This window comes from Streptomyces sp. NBC_01622, from assembly GCF_045209635.1.
In the GTDB taxonomy this organism is placed as follows: Bacteria; Actinomycetota; Actinomycetes; order Streptomycetales; family Streptomycetaceae; genus Streptomyces.
Genome location: NZ_CP109293.1, coordinates 5,238,986 through 5,260,717, shown reverse-complemented (window position 1 = coordinate 5,260,717; position 21,732 = coordinate 5,238,986). Strand labels below are relative to the sequence as shown.

Sequence of the window (21,732 nt, the reverse complement as noted above, 5' to 3'; positions counted from 1 at the left end):
GCGCCGGCCCCGGTCAGCTGTGCGCGGCCATGACCCCGGAGGCGAACGCGGTGTCGCACACGGGGCGGGCGTAGGACTGGGCGCGTGCGGCGCCATAGATACGGACCGCTGCGCGGCCCAGTGCGCGGGCGATGGAGGTGCAGTGCGTGGCGAGCGACGGGTGGCCGTTCACCGCCTCCTGGAGGTGGGTCAGGACGACGCCTGGGTTCTTGTCCTGGAGCTCGGTCATGAGCTGGTCGCGCAGGACGTCCTGCGGGGCGCGCGCGGCGGCCCGCGAGGAGGCTCCGGCCGCCGTGACGTCCGTCGCGGTGAGCATCGAACTGGAGGGGCTCCCCGACCAGTTGACCCGGGTGACCGCGAGGGTCCCGGAGAGCACCATCATGACGGGCAGGACGAGGGCGAGGGTGCGGCCGACCCGGCGGGCGGGGCCCCGGCCGCGTCGCGGCTGTTGGTTATTGGAGTGCTTCACGCGTGTGAGGGTAGCGCCCGGTAATGATTTGGCGACATTTAGTCACTAATTCGGGGGATGGATTGGTGCCTCGAATTGGATAGGGCGTTGACGAACACTGCTCGAAATGACGGGTCTGCCGGGGTATTTGTCATATCGGTCGGCCGACGTGAATCGGAAACGGGAAAGGGCCCCGCGGATCACCGCGAGGCCCTTTCCCGTGAACGTCTGAACGTCTGAACGTCTGATCAGTCGGTGAGGCGCTCGCCCGTGGAGGTCGAGAACACGTGGATCTCGCCCGGACGGGGGACCACGTGGAGCGTGGAGCCCTTCTCCGGCACCGAGCGGCCGCTGACGCGGACGACCAGGTCCTTGAGGTTGTCGTCGACCTTGGCGCTGCCGTAGACGTAACCGTCGGCGCCCAGCTCCTCGACGACGTTCACGGAGACGGCGAGACCGGCCGGGGCGTCCTCGGAGTCCTTGGTGAGGGACTTCGCGGCCTCGCCGTTGTGCTCGTCGATGTCGAAGTGCTCGGGGCGCACGCCGACGGTGACCGTGCGGTCACCCTTGTCGGTGGCGGCCTTGAGCGCCTCGCGGTTGACGGGGACGACCGAGTTGCCGAACTTCACACCGCCGTCGGTGATCGGGACCTCGATCAGGTTCATGGCGGGGGATCCGATGAAGCCGGCCACGAACAGGTTCTTGGGGCGGTCGTACATGTTGCGGGGGCTGTCGACCTGCTGGAGCAGACCGTCCTTCAGTACGGCCACCCGGTCGCCCATCGTCATGGCCTCGACCTGGTCGTGGGTGACGTAGACGGTGGTGATGCCGAGACGGCGCTGCAGCGAGGCGATCTGCGTACGGGTCGAGACACGGAGCTTGGCGTCGAGGTTCGACAGCGGCTCGTCCATGAGGAAGACCTGGGGCTCACGCACGATGGCGCGGCCCATCGCGACACGCTGGCGCTGACCGCCGGAGAGCGCCTTCGGCTTGCGGCCGAGGTAGTCCGTGAGGTCGAGGATCTTCGCCGCGTCCTCGACCTTCTGGCGGATCTCGGCCTTGTTGACGCCGGCGATCTTGAGCGCGAAGCCCATGTTGTCGGCGACGGTCATGTGCGGGTACAGCGCGTAGTTCTGGAACACCATGGCGATGTCCCGGTCCTTCGGCGGCAGGTGCGTGACGTCGCGGTCACCGATGCGGATGGCGCCCGCGTTGACGTCCTCGAGCCCCGCGAGCATGCGGAGCGAGGTGGACTTGCCACAGCCGGACGGACCGACGAGGACGAGGAACTCGCCGTCCCCGACCTCGATCTCCAGACCATCGACGGCGGGCTTCTCGGTGCCCGGGTAGATCCGGGTCGCCTTGTCGAACGAAACAGTGGCCATGGTGAAGGCCCCCTTCTACCGGCAGGAACGTGCCGGACGATCCGTTGTAGGAAGGTGGTGGTGTAGTCCACACGAGTGAACTGGGTACGGACGGTACCTGGCGTTTGCCCGGTCTGTCAGTACCCGAGGGCATGTGAACTTCGCGGAAATTTTCGACAGGGTGCGGCGGGGACCTGGGTACACTGCACCAGGCACGTGATCGCGCACGTCTCGCACCCGTGCAGGCCTCCTTAGCTCAGTTGGCCAGAGCAACGCACTTGTAATGCGTAGGTCGTCGGTTCGAATCCGACAGGGGGCTCCCTGGCAAACCCCGGGTCAGGCATCTGACCTGGGGTTTCTTGTTTCGGATGTCCTTGGAATCTTGGCAAATCGGGCACTGTCGGTCTGTGCATCGTAATGCGTAGGTCGGCGGTGTGGTTTCCGTGACCGCATGGGCGGCCTGAGTCTCTGAGCTGGGCTTTTGCTCCTCTGGGAGGGGCGAACCAGGCATGCGCAGTCGGTTTCGGTGGACAACCGGTGGACAGGCGTGCGTGACACTCCATCAGGTTCCTGTCGCTTTCCCTTGGTCGGCGGCTGAAATGCGCCCGTCAGGCCGCTACCGATCGGTTTCGGCGTTGATCACGGGCGCGAGCACGCAGTCCCTGCGGACAGGCCCCGCCCCACCGCCGCTGATCCGGCCTCGCGAACGGCTCGGACACTTCGCCGCGAAGTCCTCAGGATCACACCGGACCGCAGCCAGGTCCTCAGCTGTCACACCTGCTCAACAGCACATACGACCAAGGGAACACGCCACCGGCGAGTGAACGCGACCAGGCTCTACTGGTCGCTGCCCTGTACTGCGCGGCCTTCTGCCGGTCGCTCGAAGTGGCCGACGAGGGCGAACCGCCGGCCAGCGGCTTGCTGGTCGGCCCGGACCGGTCCAACGCTGTGGGAGTGGCTTTCGGTGTTGATGACGCCCGCTCGCCCGGTTCGCTCTTCTGCTCCGTCGTGATCCGGTCCTCGGACGGATCGGACGGCTGCGTCGTCGTTCCGGCCTCTGTGGCCGGGTTTCGTTCCGCGGGCATCGTGCGGTTCAGGTCGAAGTTGCCGGTGAAGCCCATGAAACGGGCCCAGATCCGAGGCGGGAAGACGTTGCCGCGGATGGAACCGGTGCCGCCCACGTCCGTGAGGGGGAGGAGCTTGGGCTGGCCGGGCTTGTTGCGGAAGAGGGTGATCGCGGTGGACTGGTCCTTGGTGTAGCCCACGAACCAGGCCGACTTGGTCAGGTCGTCGGCGCCGGTGGCGACGGACGCGGAGCCGGGGACGATGGACTGGGTGCGGTTCTGGTGGGCCACGACCTGCAGCACTTTGTTGACGCCCTCGGCCACCGTCGGATCGAACGCGGCGCGGGATTGCGGGCGATCGAGACCGCCGACCGGCTTGCCGTGTCTGAGGATCCGGGACACCGAGTACGGATCGTTCTGCTCGCTTCCGTTGGCGAAGGTCGAGTAGGCGTCGGCCAATCGGATGGTGCTGGGTGTCGAGGTGCCTATCGGGAAGGTCTGCTCCAGGGGGGCCATGCTGCTTTGCAGCAGCCCTGCCTTGACGGCCGCGTTTCGGATCGGCACCCAGCCCATGGCTTTGCCCAGTTGAACGAAGGATGCGTGGGCCGAGGTCACCAGAGCGCTTTGCATGTCCGAGATATCGGGGAGAGGTGAGCGTATGGGCTCGCCTCTCATTTCGCCGTCCAGGAGGGTGGCGTATGCGAAGGGCTTGAACACCGACCCGGCCGCGACGCCGGAGGTGTCGGCGTTGTTGGCGAAGTGCTTCGTGGCGTCCGAGCCGCCGTACAGGGTGAGGACGGCACCGTCCCGCGGCCGGACGGTGGCCGCGCCGACCTGGACGTACACGTAGGCGAAGAGCCCGCACAGGCTGCCGACGGACAGCGGAAAGTCCCCGAGCAGCAGCCGCCACGATGGCAGCCAGCGGCGGAGTCCGCCTGGGGCGTTGCCGCCTCGTCGAAACGGCGGGATGCCCCCGGCGTGCCAGCGTCCGGCCGAACCAGAACTTCCAGGCGTGGAACCCGGAAATCGACCGAGGCGAGAAGTCGTGGTTGTCCGTGCCGACCGAGCCCGTGGCCGGTACCGGACAACGGCTGCCTTGCCGCTGTGTGTTCGTACGGTGTGAGCGGGAGCCAAGGCCTGTCCCGCGACGTGGTGCAGGGGATCAAGCGCTACGCGTTCCGGTTCGAGACCCATGCCGATCTGCGTGGGGGCGTCAGCCCACGAAGCGTCCCGGTAGCGCGAGTTGGACAACCGATCGGGCGCAGCAACCGTCCCTGGCCTGCGGATTCCGGTGCCTTGATTCGATACACCACCTGGCGGGACGTCATCGGGGCCCCAATGCGCACATGGCGCTGGAAGGCCCGCCTCGGCCGCGCAAAGCAGCGTCCCGAAAGAGGCGTTCCGCAATGGGTCCTCAGCGGCTGTTTCCTGCTCTCGGCCAACTCGGCACAGTCGCTGGCTGGCTGGAACCGCTGCTCGTCCGGCGGACTGACACGAGGGCGGGGGAGCGCGGACGGCATTCGACGACGTGGCGCGCGCTCGCCCTGCGGTGGTGGCGTAAAGATCCGCTCATGGTTCCTGGGCGAACAGAGACAGTAACTGTCGTGTCCTGATAAGAAATGCGCACACTTCGGTTAAGAGGGATAGCTCCTGCGCGCCTGGTGACACGGATGCGCCCGCCGGGCCGAGTGACGCTTCGACCATCGTCACGGCCACAGATGTGATGGTGCGTCAGTTTCTAGGAGATTTCTGCATGGCCAAGAAGGCCCACGCCGCGCCGGGACGTCCCGGACAGGCGGCAGTCAAGACCGGCAGACGGGCCAGGGTGATCATGGCGGCGTCCACCGCTGCCGTCGCCCTCACCGTTGTCACCGCGACCGCCAACGGCGCGGTCGCACAAGGGGGAACGCCCGGATCGGACGCACTCAAGCGAATAGGGACCGCGCCGCGTGTTCCGGCGGGTGCGACGGTGACCGGCGCGACCGCGTCGGGAACCACGCTGCACCTCAGTGTGAACCTGGCCCCGCGTGACCCGCAGTCGTTGGCGGACTTCGTCACCGCGGTGTCCACACCAGGGAACGCCCAGTACCACCACTACCTGGCCAAGGGGCACTTCGCCTCGGTCTTCGGTCCTACGCGGGCCACCATCGCCGGGGTCTCACGGGCGTTGAGGGCGGCCGGTCTCACTCCCGGCGAGGTCAGCCCGGACGGCCTGTCCATACCGGTCACCGCCACTGCCGCACAGGCGTCCCACGCTTTCGCCACCGGCTTCCGGAACGTCCGGCTCAAGGACGGCACCACCGACTACCTCAACACGTCGGCCCCCTCCTTGCCCGCGGACGTAGCGGCGTCGGTGACCGGGGTCGTCGGCCTGAGCAGCGTCAACACCGTCGCCGGCCACCACACTGCGGCGCGTCGCGCGAGCAGGACCGGCTCCGCCACTGTCTCCGGACGCAGCTCGCGCACGGTGACCGCCAACGCGTACAGCCCGGCGCTCTGCGCCGACTTCACCGGCTCGGGCCTCGCCGACGGCACCGACTACTACAGCCCCGGCAAGCTGGCCGGTACCTACGGGATGACCAGCTCCGCCACCGTGGGTGCGGGGCAGACCGTGGCCGTGTTCGAGCTGGAGAACGTCGACGCCGGCAGTATCGCCGCGTACCAGTCCTGCGTCGGCACCAGCACCTCCGTCTCCACCGTGTACGTCGATACGACGTCAGGCGCCGGCGCACCGGCCACCGACGGATCGGTCGGCGTGGAGTCGGCGCTCGACATCGACGACCTGATCGGTCTGGTGCCCGGCGCGAGCATCATCGACTACCAGGGCCCGGACGCCACGTCCGCGACCGACCAGAACGTGCTCGACGTCTACCAGCGGATGGTCACCGACGACCAGGCGCAGGTCATCTCCACCAGTTGGGGTGAGTGCGAGGCGGTCGAGAGCAGCGCGACCGCGAACGCCGAGAACACCATCTTCGCGGAGGCCGCCACGCAGGGCCAGAGCGTGGTCGCCGCCTCGGGCGACGACGGCTCCAGCGACTGCTACCGCGCCACCGGCTCCACCGCCAAGGCCGTCGACGACCCTGCGAGCCAGCCCTATGTCACCGGCGTCGGCGGTACGACGATGACCGGTTCGGGCAGCAGTGCGACCCAGACGACGTGGAACAACGACACCGGCGGTACCGGTGGCGGCATCTCCACGCGCTGGGCTCCCGTCGTCTACCAGGGCGGTGTCGCCACCACCGGCAAGCGCGCCGTTCCGGATGTCTCCGCCCTGGCGGACCCGCACACCGGCTACCCGATCTACCTCCAGGACAACAGCCAGTCCTCCAGCCCCCTCCCTGCCATCATCGGCGGCACCAGCGGCGCGGCCCCGACCTGGGCCGCCGCGATCGTCCAGGCCAACGCCGGCACGGCCTGCCAGGCCAACGGCCAGGTCGGCTTCCTCAACAACGCCCTCTACAAGGCCGCCCGGAGCGGCTACCCGACGAACTTCTGGGACGTCACCAGCGGCAACAACTCCACGTACGCCACCGGCTTCACGTCTGCGGCCGGCTACGACGAGGTCACCGGACTGGGCTCGCCCAAGGAGGCCGGCCTGACCACCGGACTGTGTGCGGCCAAGGGGACGGCGGCCACGGGCACCTCCACCTTCCACCCGCTCAGCAGCCCCAAGCGCCTGCTGGACACCCGCAACGGCACCGGCTGGGGCCTCAGTTCCATCCCGACCACCAAGCCCCTGGTCGCGGGCGGCACCGCCCCGGTCAAGGTCGAGGGCGTCGGAGGGATCCCGAGCAGCGGCGTCACCGGTGTCGTGCTCAACCTCACGGTCACCGGCACCACCGGCGCGGGTTCGGTGACGGCCTGGGCCGACGGCACCGCCAAGCCGTCGACCAGCAACCTCAACTGGACCGGCGCGAGCCAGACCGTCGCGGCCTCGGCGACCGTCAAGGTGGCCGGTGACGGAGTGGTGGACCTCTCCACCAACAGCACCACCCACTTGATCGCCGATGTCCAGGGCTACTACACCAGCGGCACCACCGGCTCGAAGTACACAGCGCTGGCCCCGGCCCGCCTGCTGGACACCCGCTCCAAGGTCGGCATCTCCACCAGCACCAAGATCTCCAACGCGGTGGTCAGCCTCAAGGTCCGCGGTCACGGCGGTGTACCGACCGGCGCCACCTCCGTGGTGCTCAACCTGACGGCGACCCAGACCGTCGGTGGCGGTTACCTGGAGGCCTACCCCGAAGGCGCCACCCGCCCGACCGCCTCCAACGTCAACTGGTCGGCCACCGGGACCACCATCCCCAACCTCGTGGTCGTGCCGATCGCCAGCGACGGCAACGTCAGCATCTATGTCCACGGCACCAGCCACGTCATCGCCGATGTCTCCGGCTACTTCTCTACCAGCGGCTCGACCTTCGACACGGTCACACCGCTGCGCCTCCTGGACACCCGCAAGACGGCCGCCCTGGGCTCGGGCAAGACCCTGGCCCTGCAGATCTCCGGCGCCGACGGCATCCCGGCCGGCGTCAAGGCAGTCGTACTCACCGTCACCGTCACCGGTACCACAGGCAGCGGCTACCTCACCGCCTTCGCCGACGGCGGCAGTCGCCCGACGGCCTCCAACCTGAACTGGGTGCAGGGCAAGACGATCTCCAACCAGGTGATCGCGCCGGTCGGCTCCGACGGCAAGGTGGACTTCTACACCAACAGCACGACCAGCGTGATCGCGGACGTCGCCGGCTACATCGGCTGACGCATTCCGACGCCACACCAGTGATGCCCCGTCGACCAAGTGCCGTTCGGCGGGGCATCGTTGCGTCCAGGGACGCATGTGCTGCGCTCTACGAGCAGTATCGGGACGACGACCTGCGCCTCCTCCGCCTCCTCGCAGTGGACGCGGACCCCGGAATTCCGGCGGTCGGCGTGCCAGTCCTGGACGCTGCTGGGGGCGTCGGTGGTGAGGCTGCGGGTGAGCCGGTCGGTGCCTCGATAATGGCGAGACCCGGCTCCCTCGTGCCAGGACCGAGCAGGTGGCGGCAAGGAGGGGTGCTCCCGGTGACGCATCCGTGGAGTAACCGCTGGCGGATGGCTTGTAGAGGTCCCACAGCGACCTCCGCTCGCCTCTCCGTCCGATCGACAGCACCGTCGGCAGCCCGGGCAGTCCCGCTGGTGGGCCGGGTCACAGCCCCTCCGGTGGACAGCCGGTGGACGGACGCCTTTGGACGGTGCGTCACGGGGTGGCACAGGTCAGCCTGTTGCATGAGCTCGGATCAGGCAGAACGTCACCGGGCAGCACGACGAGGCACTACGCACCTTGATCGCTCATGGTCTTGTAATGCGTAGGTCGTCGGTTCGAATCCGACAGGGGGCTCCAGGGAAGACCTCAGGTCAGGACTCTGACCTGGGGTTTCTCGTTTCTACTGACCTTGGAATCCGGGCTGATCGGGCATCTGCGGGCTACGGCATCGCAATGCGTAGGTCGGAGGTCGACTGCGGGTAGGCGTTTCGGCTCGCAGAGCTGTGAACTGGCTTTTTGCTCCGTACCGCCGGTCGGCTTCGGTCTGTCGGGTTCGGCGTGGTGGCCATGCGGGCAGCGGTCGTGCAGATGGGTCCCGATCTGCCGTGCGGTCACAGGTGTACTTGGGGCCGCAGGATTGTGCCGTCCGGACAATCCCGCGATCAATGCGCTCTGCCTGGGGCGCGATCGACAACCTGCTCGTAAAGCGACTCCTGTGTAGTTACGTAATTGCGCAGGTATGTCACGAGGATGAGCCTGCCGCGCCTCTTCAGAGATGTACGGCCCACTTCCTGGAAGTTCTGATGCGTATATGTCGGGTCGGCCCAGGTGCTTGCTCAGTTCGACTGGCGGGGGCGCGCGGTAAGGAACGCGGCCAGCAGGGTGCCGACGATGGCGAACGCAGTGATCCACAGGAAGCCGGTGGCGGTGGCGTGGGCGAAGGCGTCGAGGACGGCCTGGCGGGTGGTGGGCGGGAGTGAATCGACCGCGTCGGTCTGGGTCGGGTCGATTCCGCTCGGCACGTGGATGCCTCGGTGCGCCGCGTCGTGCAGTCGCTCGGACAGGCCCGTGTTCAGCAGGGTGCCGAAGATCGCGACGCCGAAGGCCGCGCCGGTGGAGCGGGCGAAGGTGACCGCGGCGCTGGCGGCGCCGATGTCCGCGGCGGGGACCGAGTTCTGTACTGCGGTCAGGACGACCATGGGCACCATGCCGATGCCGACGCCGGTGACCAGGAAGTAGGCGCTGAGCACAAGGGCGTTCGTGCCGGCGCCGATGGTGGCGAGCAGGAGCAGTCCGACGACGTTGAGGGCCATGCCGACGATCAGGATCACCCCGACCCGGTCGGGGCGGGCGGTCTGGCGTCCGGCGAGTGTCTGGCTGACGACCAGGCCGCCGACCAGCGGCAGCAGGTGCACGCCGGAGAGGGTGGCCGACACCCCGTGTACTACTTGAAGGTAGGTGGGCAGGTAAATCAGCACACTGAACATGGCGACGTTCGCCGTGAAGCCGATCAGCGAGCCGAGGACCACGGTGCGCGAGCGCAGCATGGCCGGCGGCAGGATGGGGGCGGACGCGCGCCGCTCCACCGGCACCAGCAGCGCGCTCAGCGCAACGGCGGCGAATACCAGCCCGGCTATTCGCGGCGAGCCCCAGCCCCAGCGTTCGCCGAAGGAGGTGGCCAGGACGAGGGCGGTGGCGATGGAGGCCAGGAGGGTCGCGCCGGCGTAGTCGATGCGAGCGACGGCGGCGCGTGCCGCGTCCGGCAGTACCCGGGCCGCCAGCAGCAGGGCGACGGCGCCGACGGGCAGGTTGATCAGGAACGCCCAGCGCCAGGACAGATCGTCGGTGAAGACGCCGCCGAGTAGCGGGCCGATGATGCTGGCCACGCCGTAGACGGAGCCGAACATGCCCTGGTAGCGGCCGCGTTCGGCGGGGGCGACGATGTCGCCGACGAGGGCGAAGGTCAGCACGATCATGCCGCCGCCGCCCATGCCCTGCACCGCGCGGGCCGCGATGAGCTGGGGGAGGTTCTGTGCCAGGCCGCAAGCGGCCGAGGCAACCAGGAACAGCGCCGTCGCCGACAGGTAGAGGCGTTTGCGGCCGAGCATGTCGCCGAGCTTGCCCCACAGCGGGGTGACGGCGGTCGAGGCCAGCAGGTAGGCGGCGCTGACCCAGGCGATGTTCGCGAAGCCGTTGAGGTCGGAGGCGATGCGCGGCAGCGCGGTGGAGACGATGGTCTGATCGAGGGCGGCCAGCAGCACGGCGAGGACCAGAGCGCTCATGGCCGCGGTGACGCCGGGGCGCCTGTCGTGTTCGAGGGGAGTGTGCGGCGCTGCTGCGGGCTCGGGGGCAAGGGCGGTGGACATGGTGAGGCGCTCCTTCAGTCGGGGGCCGCGTGCCCGCGGCCCCCTGTTCGACGGGTGATCAGATGGTGACGGTCTTGTATTCGAGGTAGGTGTTCAGGCCGGCGAAGCCGTACTCGCGGCCCAGGCCGCTGGCCTTGAAGCCGCCGAACGGGCCGTCGAAGCCGATGGGGGCGCCGTTGATCGTGACGGTGCCGGTGCGGATGCGGCGGGCGATGGCCAGGGCGTGCTGCTCGTCGGCGGACCACACGCCGCCGGACAGGCCGTACTCGGAGTCGTTGGCGATGCGCACGGCGTCGTCCTCGTCCTCGTAGGCGATGACGACGAGGACCGGGCCGAAGATCTCCTCCTGGGCGATCCGCATGGCGTTGTCGACGTCGGCGAAGACGGTCGGGGTGACGTAGTGGCCCTGTTCCAGGCCGGCCGGCACCTGCGGGCCTCCGGTGACCAGGCGTGCGCCTTCCTTGATGCCGGTCTCGATGTAGTCGCGCACCCGCTGTTGCTGGTCGCGGCGGATCATCGGGCCGATGAAGGTGTCCGGGTCCTGCGGGTCGCCGACCTTCAGTGACTCGACGACCTGCTTGACGGCGTCGACGACCTCCTCGTAGCGGCTGCGCGGGGCGAGGATGCGGGTCTGCGCGATGCATGCCTCGCCGTTGTTGAGCAGGCAGGAGAAGGCCAGGCCGGCCGTGAACTTCGCCAGGTCGGCGTCGGGCAGGACGATGGCGGCGGACTTGCCGCCGAGTTCCAGGCTGACGCGCTTGAGCTGCTGGCCGGCGATAGAGGCGATCCGGCGCCCGGCGCCGGTCGAACCGGTGAACGCGATCTTGTCGACGTCGGGGTGGGACACCAGGTGCTCGCTGGTCTCGCGGTCGGCCGGCAGCACGCTGATCGTGCCTGCGGGCAGCCCGCACTCGGCCAGCAGGTCGGCGAGCAGGCCCATGCTCAGGGAGTTCTCCGGTGAGACCTTCAGGATGACCGCGTTGCCGGCCAGCAGCGCCGGAATGATCTTCGCCAGGGAGGCGGAGAACGGCGAGTTCCACGGGATGACGGCGGCCACGACGCCGATCGCCTCGCGGCGCACCACGCTGCGCACGGTGGCCGCGGGGTCGGTGGAAGTGAGGGTCTCCTCCCACGCCAGGTCCTCGGCCGCCTTCAGATAGGCGTTGGCCTGCCGGGTCAGGCTCGGCTGCCCGGCGCGGGTGAACCAGGCGGCGGACCCGTTCTCCGCGGTGATCACGGCCGCGATCTGCTCGGCGCGGGCCTCGCGTAGGGCGTTCAGGCGGCGCAGCACCGCGATCCGCTCGGCCGGCGGAGTGTTCGGCCAGGTCCCCTCGTCGAAGGCCGCGCGGGCGACGGCCACCGCACGGTCCACGTCGGCCGGACGAGCCTGGGCGGCGCGCCCGACGAGCGACTCGTCGTGCGGGGACAGGATGTCGAGCAGGTCCGGGCCGCTCGGCTCGGTCCACGTGCCGCCGATGAAGAGCTTGTCGTAGGTGATCATGATCGTCCTCTCGGTCCCGGGGTGACGGGCTCTCGCCAACCGCCACATCAATGTAGCACTTAGATTTAGACATGACGCAAGAGCGGGACAGTAATTGGTCTATCTACCTCGTAAGTGTGTATACTCGCGACCATGAGAGCCGACGCAGCGCGCAACCTCGAACTTGTCGTGAGCACCGGGGCGCGGATGCTCGCCGACGATGCCTCGGCGAGCATCGCCGCCATCGCAGCCGAGGCGGGCGTGGATCGGCGCACCGTCTACCGGCGCTTCGCCTCCCGCGAAGAACTCCTGGCCGCCGTCTACCAGGCCCGGTACGACGCGGTCGAGCAGGCCGTTGACGCCGCCAGGCTCGATCAGGCCCCGGTCGCGGTGGCGCTGCACCGCTACGTCGAGGGGATCATCGCGGCCAACCGGAAATGGCCGGTGGAAACCAGCCGTCTGCACGCCGAGGAGACGATCCGCGAGCGCCGCCAACGCCTGATCGACCAGGTCGACGCCTTCCTGCGGCGTGCGACCGACGAGGGACTGCTGCGCTCCGACCTGCCGCCCGGCTGGGTGGCCGCGCTCCTTCCGCCGCTGATGCGGCACGCCGCCGAGGACCTGCCCGACCTCAGTCCCGCGCAGGCCGCCGATGTGGTGGTCGACACGCTGATGCGCGGGGTCGGTGCCCCCCTGCCCGCGGCGAGTTGGGTCACCGTGATGGGCGCTCAAGACCCTGTGGCGGCGGAGAATCAGCTTCCTGGCCGGCCGTATCGCACCCAGGACCACTCGTGAGCACCGGCGTCGGTGCCGGCGAGGGCGACTCCGCCGGGCCGGTGGTGGACGACTCGTGGCGCCGCCCGGCGATGGCCGGCGAGTCCCACCGGGTGACCTCCTTCGAGATCTTCTTCGACCTGGTCTTCGTCTTCGCGATCACGCGGGTCGTCTCGTTCATGGCCCGGTCGCTTACGGCCACCACCCTGGCCCAGGGCCTGATCCTGCTGTTGCTGCTGTGGTGGTCCTGGGCGGCCTACGTCTGGCTGGGCAACCGGGTGCGCACCGACCAAGGCGTGGTCCGGGCCGGGATGCTGGTGGTCATGGCCGCGCTGTTCATCGCCGCCCTGGTGATGCCGGACGCGTGGAGCCGGCGCACCGGTACGGTGGACGCGCCGCTGATCCTGGCCGCGGCCTTCATCGTCGTGCGACTGGTCTACTTCGGCCTGTATCTGACCGCCGCCGCCGAAGACAGCAGGCTGCGCGTCCAACTGCTGGCCGACGCGATCCCGCAGACCCTCTCGCTGGCCCCCCTGATCGCCGGGGCCGTGCTCGCGGGCACGTGGCAGACCGCTTTGTGGTCCGTCGCGTTCGCCATCGACTTCGGCGGGGGCTGGATCGCCTCCCGGGTGGGCGGGTGGCAGGTGCGCAGCCCCGGCCACTTCACCGAACGCCACCGCATGGTCCTGATCATCGTGCTGGGCGAATCTCTGATCTCCGCCGGAGCGGGGGCAGGGGACTCGGTGTCCCGCACCATGGTGCTCCTCGCCGCGGCACTCGGCTTCGCGGCCGTCGTCTGCCTGTGGCGGCTCTACTTCGAGCACCTCGCCGCCGCCGCCGAGGACACGCTGGAGCACGCACCCCCGGCACGTCGAGCCCGGATCGCCCGCGACGCCTACACCATGGTCCACTTCCTGCTGATCGCCGGCGTCCTCTACCTGGCGCTCGGCGCCCGAGAAGTACTCACGGCCATCACCGACAGCAGCGCATCGAACCTCGGCGCACCGCTGACCTGGCCCGCGTCAACCGCCCTGTGTGCAGGAACCGCCGTATACCTGGCAGGTCGCGCGGCCTTCACCAGGCTGACCGTCCGACAGGTGCCGCCCGCGCAACTGGCTGCCGCCGCGGCGCTACTGATTCTGCTCCCCGTAGCCCGATACCTGCCCGCGCTGGCAGCACTCGCTGTCGTCAGCGTGACGCTCATCGCGCTGACCGCATTCGAGGGGCGGACAGCGGCCCACGAGCCGGGCAACAACCGTGAGAACGCTGACACCCCCGATCCGACAGACGCAGCATCCACGTCCAGTTCAGAAAGGCCCGGGGCTGGCTGGGGATGGAAGCAGGGGTTGGAGAAGGGGCGAACACGCTGGTCAGCGCCCCCTTCTGCGTGAGCGATGCGTGAGCGGATGAGGTGGCAGAGGCCATCACTGCGTGGACTGAGCGCGGAGCGGCACCTGTCCTGACCTGGTGGTTCCGGACACCGAGTCAGCGTCCGGAACCACCCAGCAAGATCCTGCCCGGTCTTGTAATGCGTAGGTCGTCGGTTCGAATCCGACAGGGGGCTCCCTCCGAAGCCCAGCCCAGACAGTGTCTGAGCTGGGCTTTCGTGTTTAGCGGACGCGGCGGCGGCGCTGAGCGCGGGCGGCTCGGCGGTCCTTAGTCTCAGTTCCAGTCTCAGTTGGGGGTTCCGGGGCCGGTTCCTGGGCGGGCAGGAAGGTGTCTCCCATGCGGCGCATGGCGTCCTTCGAGAGGTGCGAGCGGCCCTTGACGTAGCGGCGGGTCTGGCTGATCTGGGTGTGGCGGAGGATCTCCATGATCGTCGGCATGTCGACCCCGAGTTCGTTCAGGATCGTGCCGGCCGTGTGGCGGCTCCCGTCGTAGAGGCGACGGTCGCCGATGCCCGCCTCCGTCAGCAGTTCCTTGGATTCCTCCCAGTCGTCTCGGGGGTCGATGGGTCGGCCATCGGGTCGGGTGAACACGAGGTGGTGTTCCTGCCAGAGTTCGCCGGCCGCCTCGCGTAGTTCGTCCTGCTGCGCCTTGTGGGCGATCAGGTAGGGGATGAAGGCGGGGCGGGATCGGTACGGGGTTCGTGCTCTTCTTGGTCTTCGGGCGGGTGACGGCCAGTCCTCCGCCCTTGCGGTCGGGGCAGATGCTCGCGTGCTTGACGCACGTCGCGGTGCACGGCTTCGGGCAGCCGCGCTTGTAGTTCTTGTGCCTGGCGCAGTTCGGCGGGCAGGGCTCGAAGCGGTGAAGACGTGTCCCACAAGCACGCGCGTCACCGCAGCCGTGCCGCCAAGTCAGGCGCTGTAGCTGCCGCTTGGGGTGGAACAGTTCGGCCGCGAGGTCGACGTACGGCCAGCGCAGTCCCAGGGTCTCGCCCTGCCGGAACCCCATGCCGACCCCGACGATCCACCGCATGAACGTGGGTCGCTTGGCCGCCGCCTCCAGGAACGCCTTGACCTCTTCCTGGCTGAATGGGTTCGCCTCGGTCTCGTCGATCGAGGGCGGGTCGTCCAGCGTGGCGACGTTCTCGCCGATCATCCGGCGGCGGTGGGCAATCTTCAGGGCCTGCGACAGGATGCGGTGCACCTTCACCACATGGGATGTTGCGTGCCCGGCGTCGAGCATGGCCCGGTACATCTGCTCAAGGTGCTCTGGGGCGAGCTTGTCGATGCGGTGCTTCCCGACACCGGGGACGATGTCGTTGCGGGTCTTGGACCGGTAGTCATCGAGCGAACGCGGCTTCAGCTTCAGGCTCGCGATGTCGGTCAGGTACGTGGTCATCTACTGCTCTACGGTCGGCTTGCGGCCGGCCACCGGGGCGCGTCCCTTGTCTCGGAGCTTCTCCAGCTCACGGACCTTGCGGCGCACTGCGGGTTCGGTGCGGGCCATGCGGCGCCTGCACCCTCATCTGCTACCGCAGAATCACCAAATGAGATGACGTCCAAGACCTCCCGCACCTACGACAGCGCCGACCATGTAGCCGCCGAGACCCACCCGGGTCAGCTGCCGTGGACCTTCGCCTACGGCACGGTCGGATCGAATGCCGACGTGGGTGACGGCAGGGTGCTGTCCGCACCCGCGCGACCCTGCAGGTGGGCCCGACGTTGACGATGGATGGTGGCACCGTCGTCACCAGCATCGTCTGCAAACTTCCCGGTGTCTGGGCTCCTTGACCCCCGACAGGCCCGGCCACCGCCTCCTGGAACCAGATCGGCATCCCCAGCTACGACGCGGATGGGCAGCTGCCTGGGGCCATGCAGACCTCGAACAACGGAGTAAACCCACGCCGCTGATCACCAGACGAGCGTCAAGTACCCGGCCGCCGGCGGTCTCGCCGAGGAAACCGTTACGACCTCCTACGACGGCCTGGGCATGCCCGACCGAGTCACCAGCTCACTCGGTGCCACGTATGTCGATGCCACCGACTTCGACACGGTGGGTCGGCTCTCTGGACGTACATACGGCACCACCGCGACGACCACGACGACGGCACAGCGCAGCTACTCCTACGACGATGCCACCGGCACCGGCCTGCTGAGCAACATCACCACGATCACCAGCACCAAGGGCACGGTCCAGAACGACACCTACACCCGAGACGCAGCCGGTCAGACCACGGCGTTGAAGGACAACCTCACCACCCAAAATGAGTGCTTCACCTACGACGAACTGAACCGCATCACCAGAGCATGGACTACCGAAGCTTCCACGGGTTGCGCTGGAGCCTTCACCCCGGACCTGACCAGTACCACTCTGTCGCCGTACCAGTTGGACTACACCTACGACGGCATCGGCAACCTGCAGAAGGTCACCACGACCACCTCCGCCGGTGCCAGTGTCCGTGACTACGTCTACCCCGGCTACTCCGCCGATCAGTCGACCTACACCGCGGGAGCCGCCCAGCCGCACGGTGTCACCAGCATCAACACATCCAGTGGCACTGACGCCTACAGCTATGACGCCGCCGGCCGGATGAAGTCCCGCACAGAGTCCGGCATCAGCACCGACTACGCCTGGAACGCCCTCAGTCAGCTCACCCAGACCACCATCCACGCCACGGGCGGCGACAAGAGCACCAGCTACCTCTACGACGCCGACGGCAACCTGCTGGAAAGGGTGGCCCCGACCGAAACCGTCCTTTACCTCAGCGGCCAGGAAATCCACAAGACCGGCACTGCCAGCCCAGTTGCCACCCGCTATTACAGCGACGGGACCTCCACCTGTGCCGCGCGCGTCGCTGGTACCGGTACCAGCGCACTCACCTGGTTGATGTCAGACGGGCAGAATTCCACTCAGCTCAGCATCGATACGGCCACCGGTACTTCTGCCCGCCGCCGGTACCTCCCCTTCGGCGGTCAGCGCACCGGCTCGTTGTCCAGCAATATCGACCGCGGTTTCCTGGGGAAGACGGAGGACGACTCGACTGGGCTCTCCGTCCTCGGAGCCCGAGCCTACGACCCGACGCTGGGCCGTTTTCTGAGCACGGATCCGCTGACCTCGCCGTACGACCCGCAGGGGCTCAACGCCTACGCCTACTCCGGCAACAACCCGACGAACTTCAGCGATGCAACGGGACTTGACCCAGGCGGTACGCGAGGCACCTGCCTCTACGATATTTCGTTGCCCTGCCCGAAGAAGAAAAAGACGACTACTACAACTACGACCACGAGCTCGACGTCATCGGACAGTTCCACCCCGGGGACGGTCGACTGCGCCAGTTACGGATACATGGTCAAGGACGCATGTGCCGGGGCCGTTGGCAAGGCCGATGGCGTGGTCGACACGTCTGCGAATACGGAAGGCCTGTCGCAGATCCCCGACTTGGTCAGCTGTGAAGACGGCGACTGGGTTTGCGAAATGCGCAACTCTCTCTACAGGACCGCCGTAATATCGGGGATGCTGGGCGGAAGCTTTGGCTTCTATGGGCTGGCAAAGGCTGGCGGAACTGTCCCTGAGGAATCAGTATGGTCCTTGCCGGCCTCTCCGCGCGGATTCAAGATCGAAGAAATGCTCGGTGGGAACCTGTCGAATAATTTCAAAACCATTGATAAATGAGATAGCACAACAGGTGCGGCGACGAGCGTTAAGTCCATTGATGCCAGTCTTAAGTCCTATCAGGCGGCGGCCGGGATTAGAGGTGCTGGCCGCAAGCTTGTCCGCCTTATGGCTGGATTCACTGGGCCTGAAGATGGAGGTGTAAAGATTGCACAGAATGAAATTAAAGTGCGGAGACTGGAGATCGGTGTGCCGGGCAGTGGCTTGTCGGATACCCAGGAAGGGGTGCTGAAGGATATTATTGAGTATGGTACGCAGCAAGGCGTGGAAGTGGGCATACGTAGGTTCCATTAGGGCCTGACCGGGCTGGTGGGCAGGGCGGCATCCACCAGCCTGTGTAATGGTCCATAATTCACCGTAATCGATCGGGCGGCTTGCAATGGGGAAGAACGGTCTCCTGGATGACATTCGAATCTATTCCGAATGGATCTCGAAAGCTCTGAAGAGCTCTGGGTATGAAGCTGATTTCAGTCCGTCGAGCGTGCGTGAGATTGAGCGCTTCATGTCTGATTCGGTAGTCCGAGGAAAAGTAAAGCCTGGTGGACTCTTGGCTGAGGAAACCGGCGGGAGGCTCTTCGCCCTCGGCGCCTACGTGGGTGAAGTGATCAGACGACCTGCCGGGGGATCCTGGAATGTCGACGATGCGGATTCGAGTGGGGAGGTAAACGCTTCCTTGCTCCTTCCTGACGGGACCGTTTTGTGGCCGGTTCGTAAAGTGATGAATAGATTCCAAAGCGGACCCGAAGAAAGTCTCGTAGTCTACGCTGCTTCGGTTCATTGAGCAGGTGATACGGCACGGTTGAGCGCTGTCCTGACGCTTTGTCGACGAACGAGGCGCCGCGCCTGTCACCGACTCGACATCGGCGGCCAGGATGACGAGTCAGGTGGAACGTGTCCGTGGGGAACCCGATGGCTTGTAGGAGTTCCACAGGGGCCTTCGTCTGTCTCTCCGGCCGGTCGCAGTATCTCTGGCAGTGCGACAGCAGTGTCACGGACGGCTTGGCGAGAACTCCGCCGGTGGGCGTTTCGGCTCGCAGGGCTGTGAACTGGTCTTTTGCTCCGTACTGCCGGTCCGCTTCGGTCTGTCGGGTTCGACGTGGTGGCCATGCGGTGGCCGAGCGTGCAGCGGTTGTGCGGACGGAGCCCGATCTGCCGTGCGCTCGCAGGCGTGCTTGGGGCCGCAGGGTTGTGGCGTCCGGACAATGCCGCGATCAATGCGCTCCGCCTGGGGCGCGATCGACAATCCGCTCCAAGGACGGCTCCGCCCGAGCCGGGTTTGCCGTCGGCCGCTGACCAGACGAAACGCCAGGCCCTGAGAGCTCACCGGCCGTCGGTGGTCTGGCGTACCACCGCACCCGGCGGCAGGTCTTCCTGTGCTGTGAGAGCGGTGAGTGCGTCGCGCAGGCCGGCGCGGGCGGTGACGCCGAGTTTCGGGAACACGTTGTAGAGGTGTCCGCTGACCGTGCGGGCGGACAGGTGCAGCCGTTCGCCGATCGCTTTGTTCGTCAGCCCTGAGGCCGCGAGCGTGGCGATCTGCAACTCCTGGGGAGTGAGCCGGGTGTCCGTCGAGCCTGTCTGGCGTCGGGATACGCCGGTTGCTCTCAGTTCGGTCCTCGCGCGCTCGGCCCATGGTGCGGCCCGCAGCCGGTCGAAGATCGTCAGCGCGGCGTTGATGTGGATGCGTGATTCGACGGTGGCCCGCTCCCTGCGCAGGTGTTCGCCGTAGGCCAGCAGTACGCGTCCGCGTTCGAAGGGCCACAGGTTCTCGGGCGCCGCTGCGAGGGCCCGCTCGAACTGGACGTTCGCCACCTCTCCCTCGGACACCAGCCCCTGTGCCGCGGCCACGAGCATTGCCCAGCGGGTGGAGATCTTGGTGATGTCCATCCGCAGCATCGCTTCGACGTATTCGCGCGCCTGGTCCGACCGGCCGGTTCGGACGGCTGCCTCTACGAGGTCGTAGGCGACGAAGAGTTGGAGTTGTCGGGCGGTGCCGGGTTCCAGTCCGTGTGGGCTGATCTTGGTCGCCTCTGTGTACGCCGTCTCGAAGTCGCCGCGGCCGATCGCCGCGAGGGTCCGTACGCGGTACACGTGCTGCGGCACGATGAAGGCCTGGCGCGGAATCGACCAGGCCAGCATTGCCTCCAGCGGTTCTTCCGCCTCGTCCTGCTGACCGAGCGCGGCTGCGGCGAGCGCCTTGCTGTAGTGCAGGAACCAGACGAAGTTGACGTACCCGTAGGACTCGGCGCGCTCCAGTCCCTCCTCCGCGAAGCGCTGGGTGTCGTCCCACCGGCCGGCGAGGTAGCTCTCCGCGCACAGCAGCATGAGTGCGTTGGTGACGGAGGCGACAGCCCCTGTGCGTGCGGCGTCCTGCCAGACGCGCAGCAACGGTTCCCGCAGGTCGGCGAGGCGGTCGACGTCGTTGGCGACATAGCCGACGCGGATGATCTGCCCGGGGTCGAGCTCCGTCGCGAGTGTCGCGATCTCCTGGTCCAGGGTGTGCAGTGCCTCCGGGGAGACGAGGGCCGGGTTGGACACGACCTCGGAGCGGACGAGCAGGCCCTCCGGCAGCAAGTAGCGGTATTTGTCGACGAGTTCGAGGTACGGGTCCCACATCTCCTTGCGTCCGTTGAGCGAGGCGATCACCGAAAGGACCCAGATCGCGGCGTTGATCTCCTCCGCGGTCGGCTCCGTCCCGGGAGCCCGTAGAGCGGTGGTGAGCACCCGGAAGGCCGAGACGACGTCCGCGTCGGAGTACAGCATGAGCGAGGCCGCGGCCGAGGCGGTCGCCAGCGAGCCGACGTCGGCGTCCAGACGGCGCGCGTCGGCGAGGAGTTGTGAGACCGACTGGAGGTCTCCCATCACCTCGGCCGCGAAGTACGCGGCCCCGGCCAGGCGTTGTGACCGGTGCTCGGGATCCGGGCTCAGATCGGCCGACCGTGTCATCGCCGCCACCGCCGCGGAGGGGTCCCCGCGTTTGAGTGCCTGGATCGACTCGTGCTGAAGGAGGGTGGCCACCTCCTCGTCGGGGCCGTAGGACGCGTCGGCGAGGTGCCAGGCACGGCGTCCCGGATCGGCGCGTCGGCAGCCGGCGAGTGCCCGGTGGGCCCTGCGCCGCTGCTCGGGACGGGCCAGTTCTACGACTGCGGAGCGCACCAGCGGGTGGCGGAAGACGACGGAGTGGCGGCTGTCGACGACGATGATGCGCTCGCGTTCGGCGATGTCGAGGTGGTCGGCGGCATCGGGTCCCACCACGCTCTCGGCGGACAGCGCCTGGCCCGAACCGTCCAGGGCGAGCAGCAGGAGCAGGTCCCGGGTCTCCGGTGCGAGCGCGGCGATCCGGGCGGTGAAGATCCGGGTGAGCCGTTCGGTCAGCGGCAGCACGGTGGGAAGCATGTCCGCCGTGGGGTACCGGTCCGAGGCCAGCGTCGCGGGCAGTTCGACGAGGGCGAGCGGGTTCCCCTGGGCCTCGGAGACGATGCGCCGGCGCACGTGCTCGGCCAGGTCCGGGTAGCGGGCGAGCAGGAGGGCCTCGGACTCCGAGTCGTCCAGGGAACGCATGGTGAGGCTGTTGACGTCGCCGCGAGCGCGGAGGGGCTCCCCGGTCGTACGGACTGTCGAGAGCACCCGCACACGAGTTCCGGCGACCCGCCGGGCCACGAAGGACAGGACGTCTGCGCTGGCGTCGTCGAGCCACTGTGCGTCGTCGATGATGGCGACCAGTGGCTGTTCTCGTGCGGCGAGCAGGAGCAGGGACAGCGCGGCGGTCGAGATGAGGATGCGTGAGGGGGTCGCGCCCTCGCCGAAGCCCAGTGCCACTCGTAGAGCGCTCTCGTGGTCCGGGCCGAGTTCCGCGAACAGCGGGACCAGTGGCACCAGCAGCTGGTTGAGGCCTGCGAACGCGATATTGGCCTCGAACTGGACGCCGGCCGCCCGCAGCGTCCTCATACCCCGGGCGTCGGCGAGATCGGCGGCGGCGTCGAGCAGGGCGGACTTTCCCACACCGGGATCACCGAACAGGGTCAGCGAGCCGCCGAGCCGGGCGGTGTCGTCGATCACTGCTCGGATGAGGTCCAGTTCGCTGGACCGGCCGGTCAGGCCGGTCCCGACGCCCTGGCCCTCGGTGCCCAGGTGCTCTGCGCTCATGAGGAGGCGCCT

Annotated in this window: 11 protein-coding genes, 1 tRNA gene and 2 pseudogenes; 7 read left to right on the top strand and 7 right to left on the bottom strand. The window is 67.8% G+C overall.

What is annotated here, in order from left to right; all coding sequences use genetic code 11:
- Positions 1 to 13: 13 nt before the first annotated feature.
- Positions 14 to 469 carry a hypothetical protein gene (locus tag OH768_RS23830; RefSeq protein ID WP_026179108.1) on the bottom strand — a complete coding sequence of 152 codons (456 nt, stop codon included), beginning with the start codon at positions 467 to 469 and terminating at the stop codon, positions 14 to 16.
- 227 nt (positions 470 to 696) lie between these two features.
- On the bottom strand, positions 697 to 1,833 hold the full coding sequence (locus OH768_RS23825) for a sn-glycerol-3-phosphate ABC transporter ATP-binding protein UgpC (RefSeq protein WP_366496670.1): 1,137 nt from the start codon (positions 1,831 to 1,833) through the stop codon (positions 697 to 699).
- Positions 1,834 to 2,057: 224 nt separating this feature from the next.
- Between OH768_RS23825 and OH768_RS23820 the strand changes: the two genes are divergently transcribed.
- A tRNA-Thr gene (locus tag OH768_RS23820) sits at positions 2,058 to 2,131 on the top strand.
- Between the two features lie 445 nt (positions 2,132 to 2,576).
- Here the strand turns inward: OH768_RS23820 and OH768_RS23815 are convergent.
- On the bottom strand, positions 2,577 to 3,722 hold the full coding sequence (locus tag OH768_RS23815; RefSeq protein ID WP_406456723.1) for a penicillin-binding transpeptidase domain-containing protein: 1,146 nt from the start codon (positions 3,720 to 3,722) through the stop codon (positions 2,577 to 2,579).
- Between the two features lie 907 nt (positions 3,723 to 4,629).
- On the opposite strand from OH768_RS23815, the gene OH768_RS23810 reads away from it, so the two are divergent.
- Entirely contained in the window at positions 4,630 to 7,635 is a 3,006-nt protein-coding gene (locus tag OH768_RS23810; protein ID WP_406456721.1) for a protease pro-enzyme activation domain-containing protein, read from the top strand.
- A gap of 1,100 nt (positions 7,636 to 8,735) precedes the next feature.
- On the opposite strand, the gene OH768_RS23805 is transcribed toward OH768_RS23810, so the two are convergent.
- Positions 8,736 to 10,181 (bottom strand): MDR family MFS transporter, encoded by a 1,446-nt coding sequence (locus OH768_RS23805; protein WP_406465414.1) that lies wholly within the window; start codon positions 10,179 to 10,181, stop codon positions 8,736 to 8,738.
- Between the two features lie 142 nt (positions 10,182 to 10,323).
- A complete protein-coding gene (locus OH768_RS23800; RefSeq protein ID WP_406456719.1) occupies positions 10,324 to 11,766 on the bottom strand; it encodes an aldehyde dehydrogenase in 1,443 nt (480 codons plus the stop codon).
- Between the two features lie 186 nt (positions 11,767 to 11,952).
- Between OH768_RS23800 and OH768_RS23795 the strand changes: the two genes are divergently transcribed.
- Positions 11,953 to 12,540: a TetR/AcrR family transcriptional regulator gene (locus OH768_RS23795; RefSeq protein ID WP_406465412.1), complete on the top strand. Its 588-nt coding sequence runs from the start codon at positions 11,953 to 11,955 to the stop codon at positions 12,538 to 12,540.
- Positions 12,537 to 13,910, top strand: a complete 1,374-nt coding sequence (locus OH768_RS23790; RefSeq protein WP_406456717.1) for a low temperature requirement protein A — start codon at positions 12,537 to 12,539, stop codon at positions 13,908 to 13,910. The genes OH768_RS23795 and OH768_RS23790 overlap by 4 nt, the downstream gene beginning before the upstream one ends.
- A 219-nt stretch (positions 13,911 to 14,129) precedes the next feature.
- Here OH768_RS23790 and OH768_RS23785 read toward each other — a convergent pair.
- Positions 14,130 to 15,411 (bottom strand): annotated as a pseudogene (locus OH768_RS23785) (tyrosine-type recombinase/integrase).
- 45 nt (positions 15,412 to 15,456) lie between these two features.
- On the opposite strand from OH768_RS23785, the gene OH768_RS23780 reads away from it, so the two are divergent.
- From OH768_RS23780 to OH768_RS23770, 3 genes and pseudogenes are all read left to right on the top strand, one after another.
- Positions 15,457 to 15,630, top strand: a complete 174-nt coding sequence (locus tag OH768_RS23780; RefSeq protein ID WP_406456715.1) for a hypothetical protein — start codon at positions 15,457 to 15,459, stop codon at positions 15,628 to 15,630.
- 264 nt (positions 15,631 to 15,894) lie between these two features.
- Positions 15,895 to 17,577: an RHS repeat-associated core domain-containing protein gene (locus OH768_RS23775; RefSeq protein WP_406456713.1), complete on the top strand. Its 1,683-nt coding sequence runs from the start codon at positions 15,895 to 15,897 to the stop codon at positions 17,575 to 17,577.
- 12 nt (positions 17,578 to 17,589) lie between these two features.
- A pseudogene (locus tag OH768_RS23770) lies at positions 17,590 to 17,871 on the top strand (hypothetical protein); the annotation flags it as partial.
- Between the two features lie 1,026 nt (positions 17,872 to 18,897).
- On the opposite strand, the gene OH768_RS23765 reads toward OH768_RS23770, so the two are convergent.
- The gene (locus OH768_RS23765) at positions 18,898 to 21,720 is read right to left on the bottom strand and encodes an AAA family ATPase (RefSeq protein WP_406456711.1); all 2,823 of its coding nucleotides are present in this window, start codon (positions 21,718 to 21,720) and stop codon (positions 18,898 to 18,900) included.
- Positions 21,721 to 21,732: the final 12 nt, after the last annotated feature.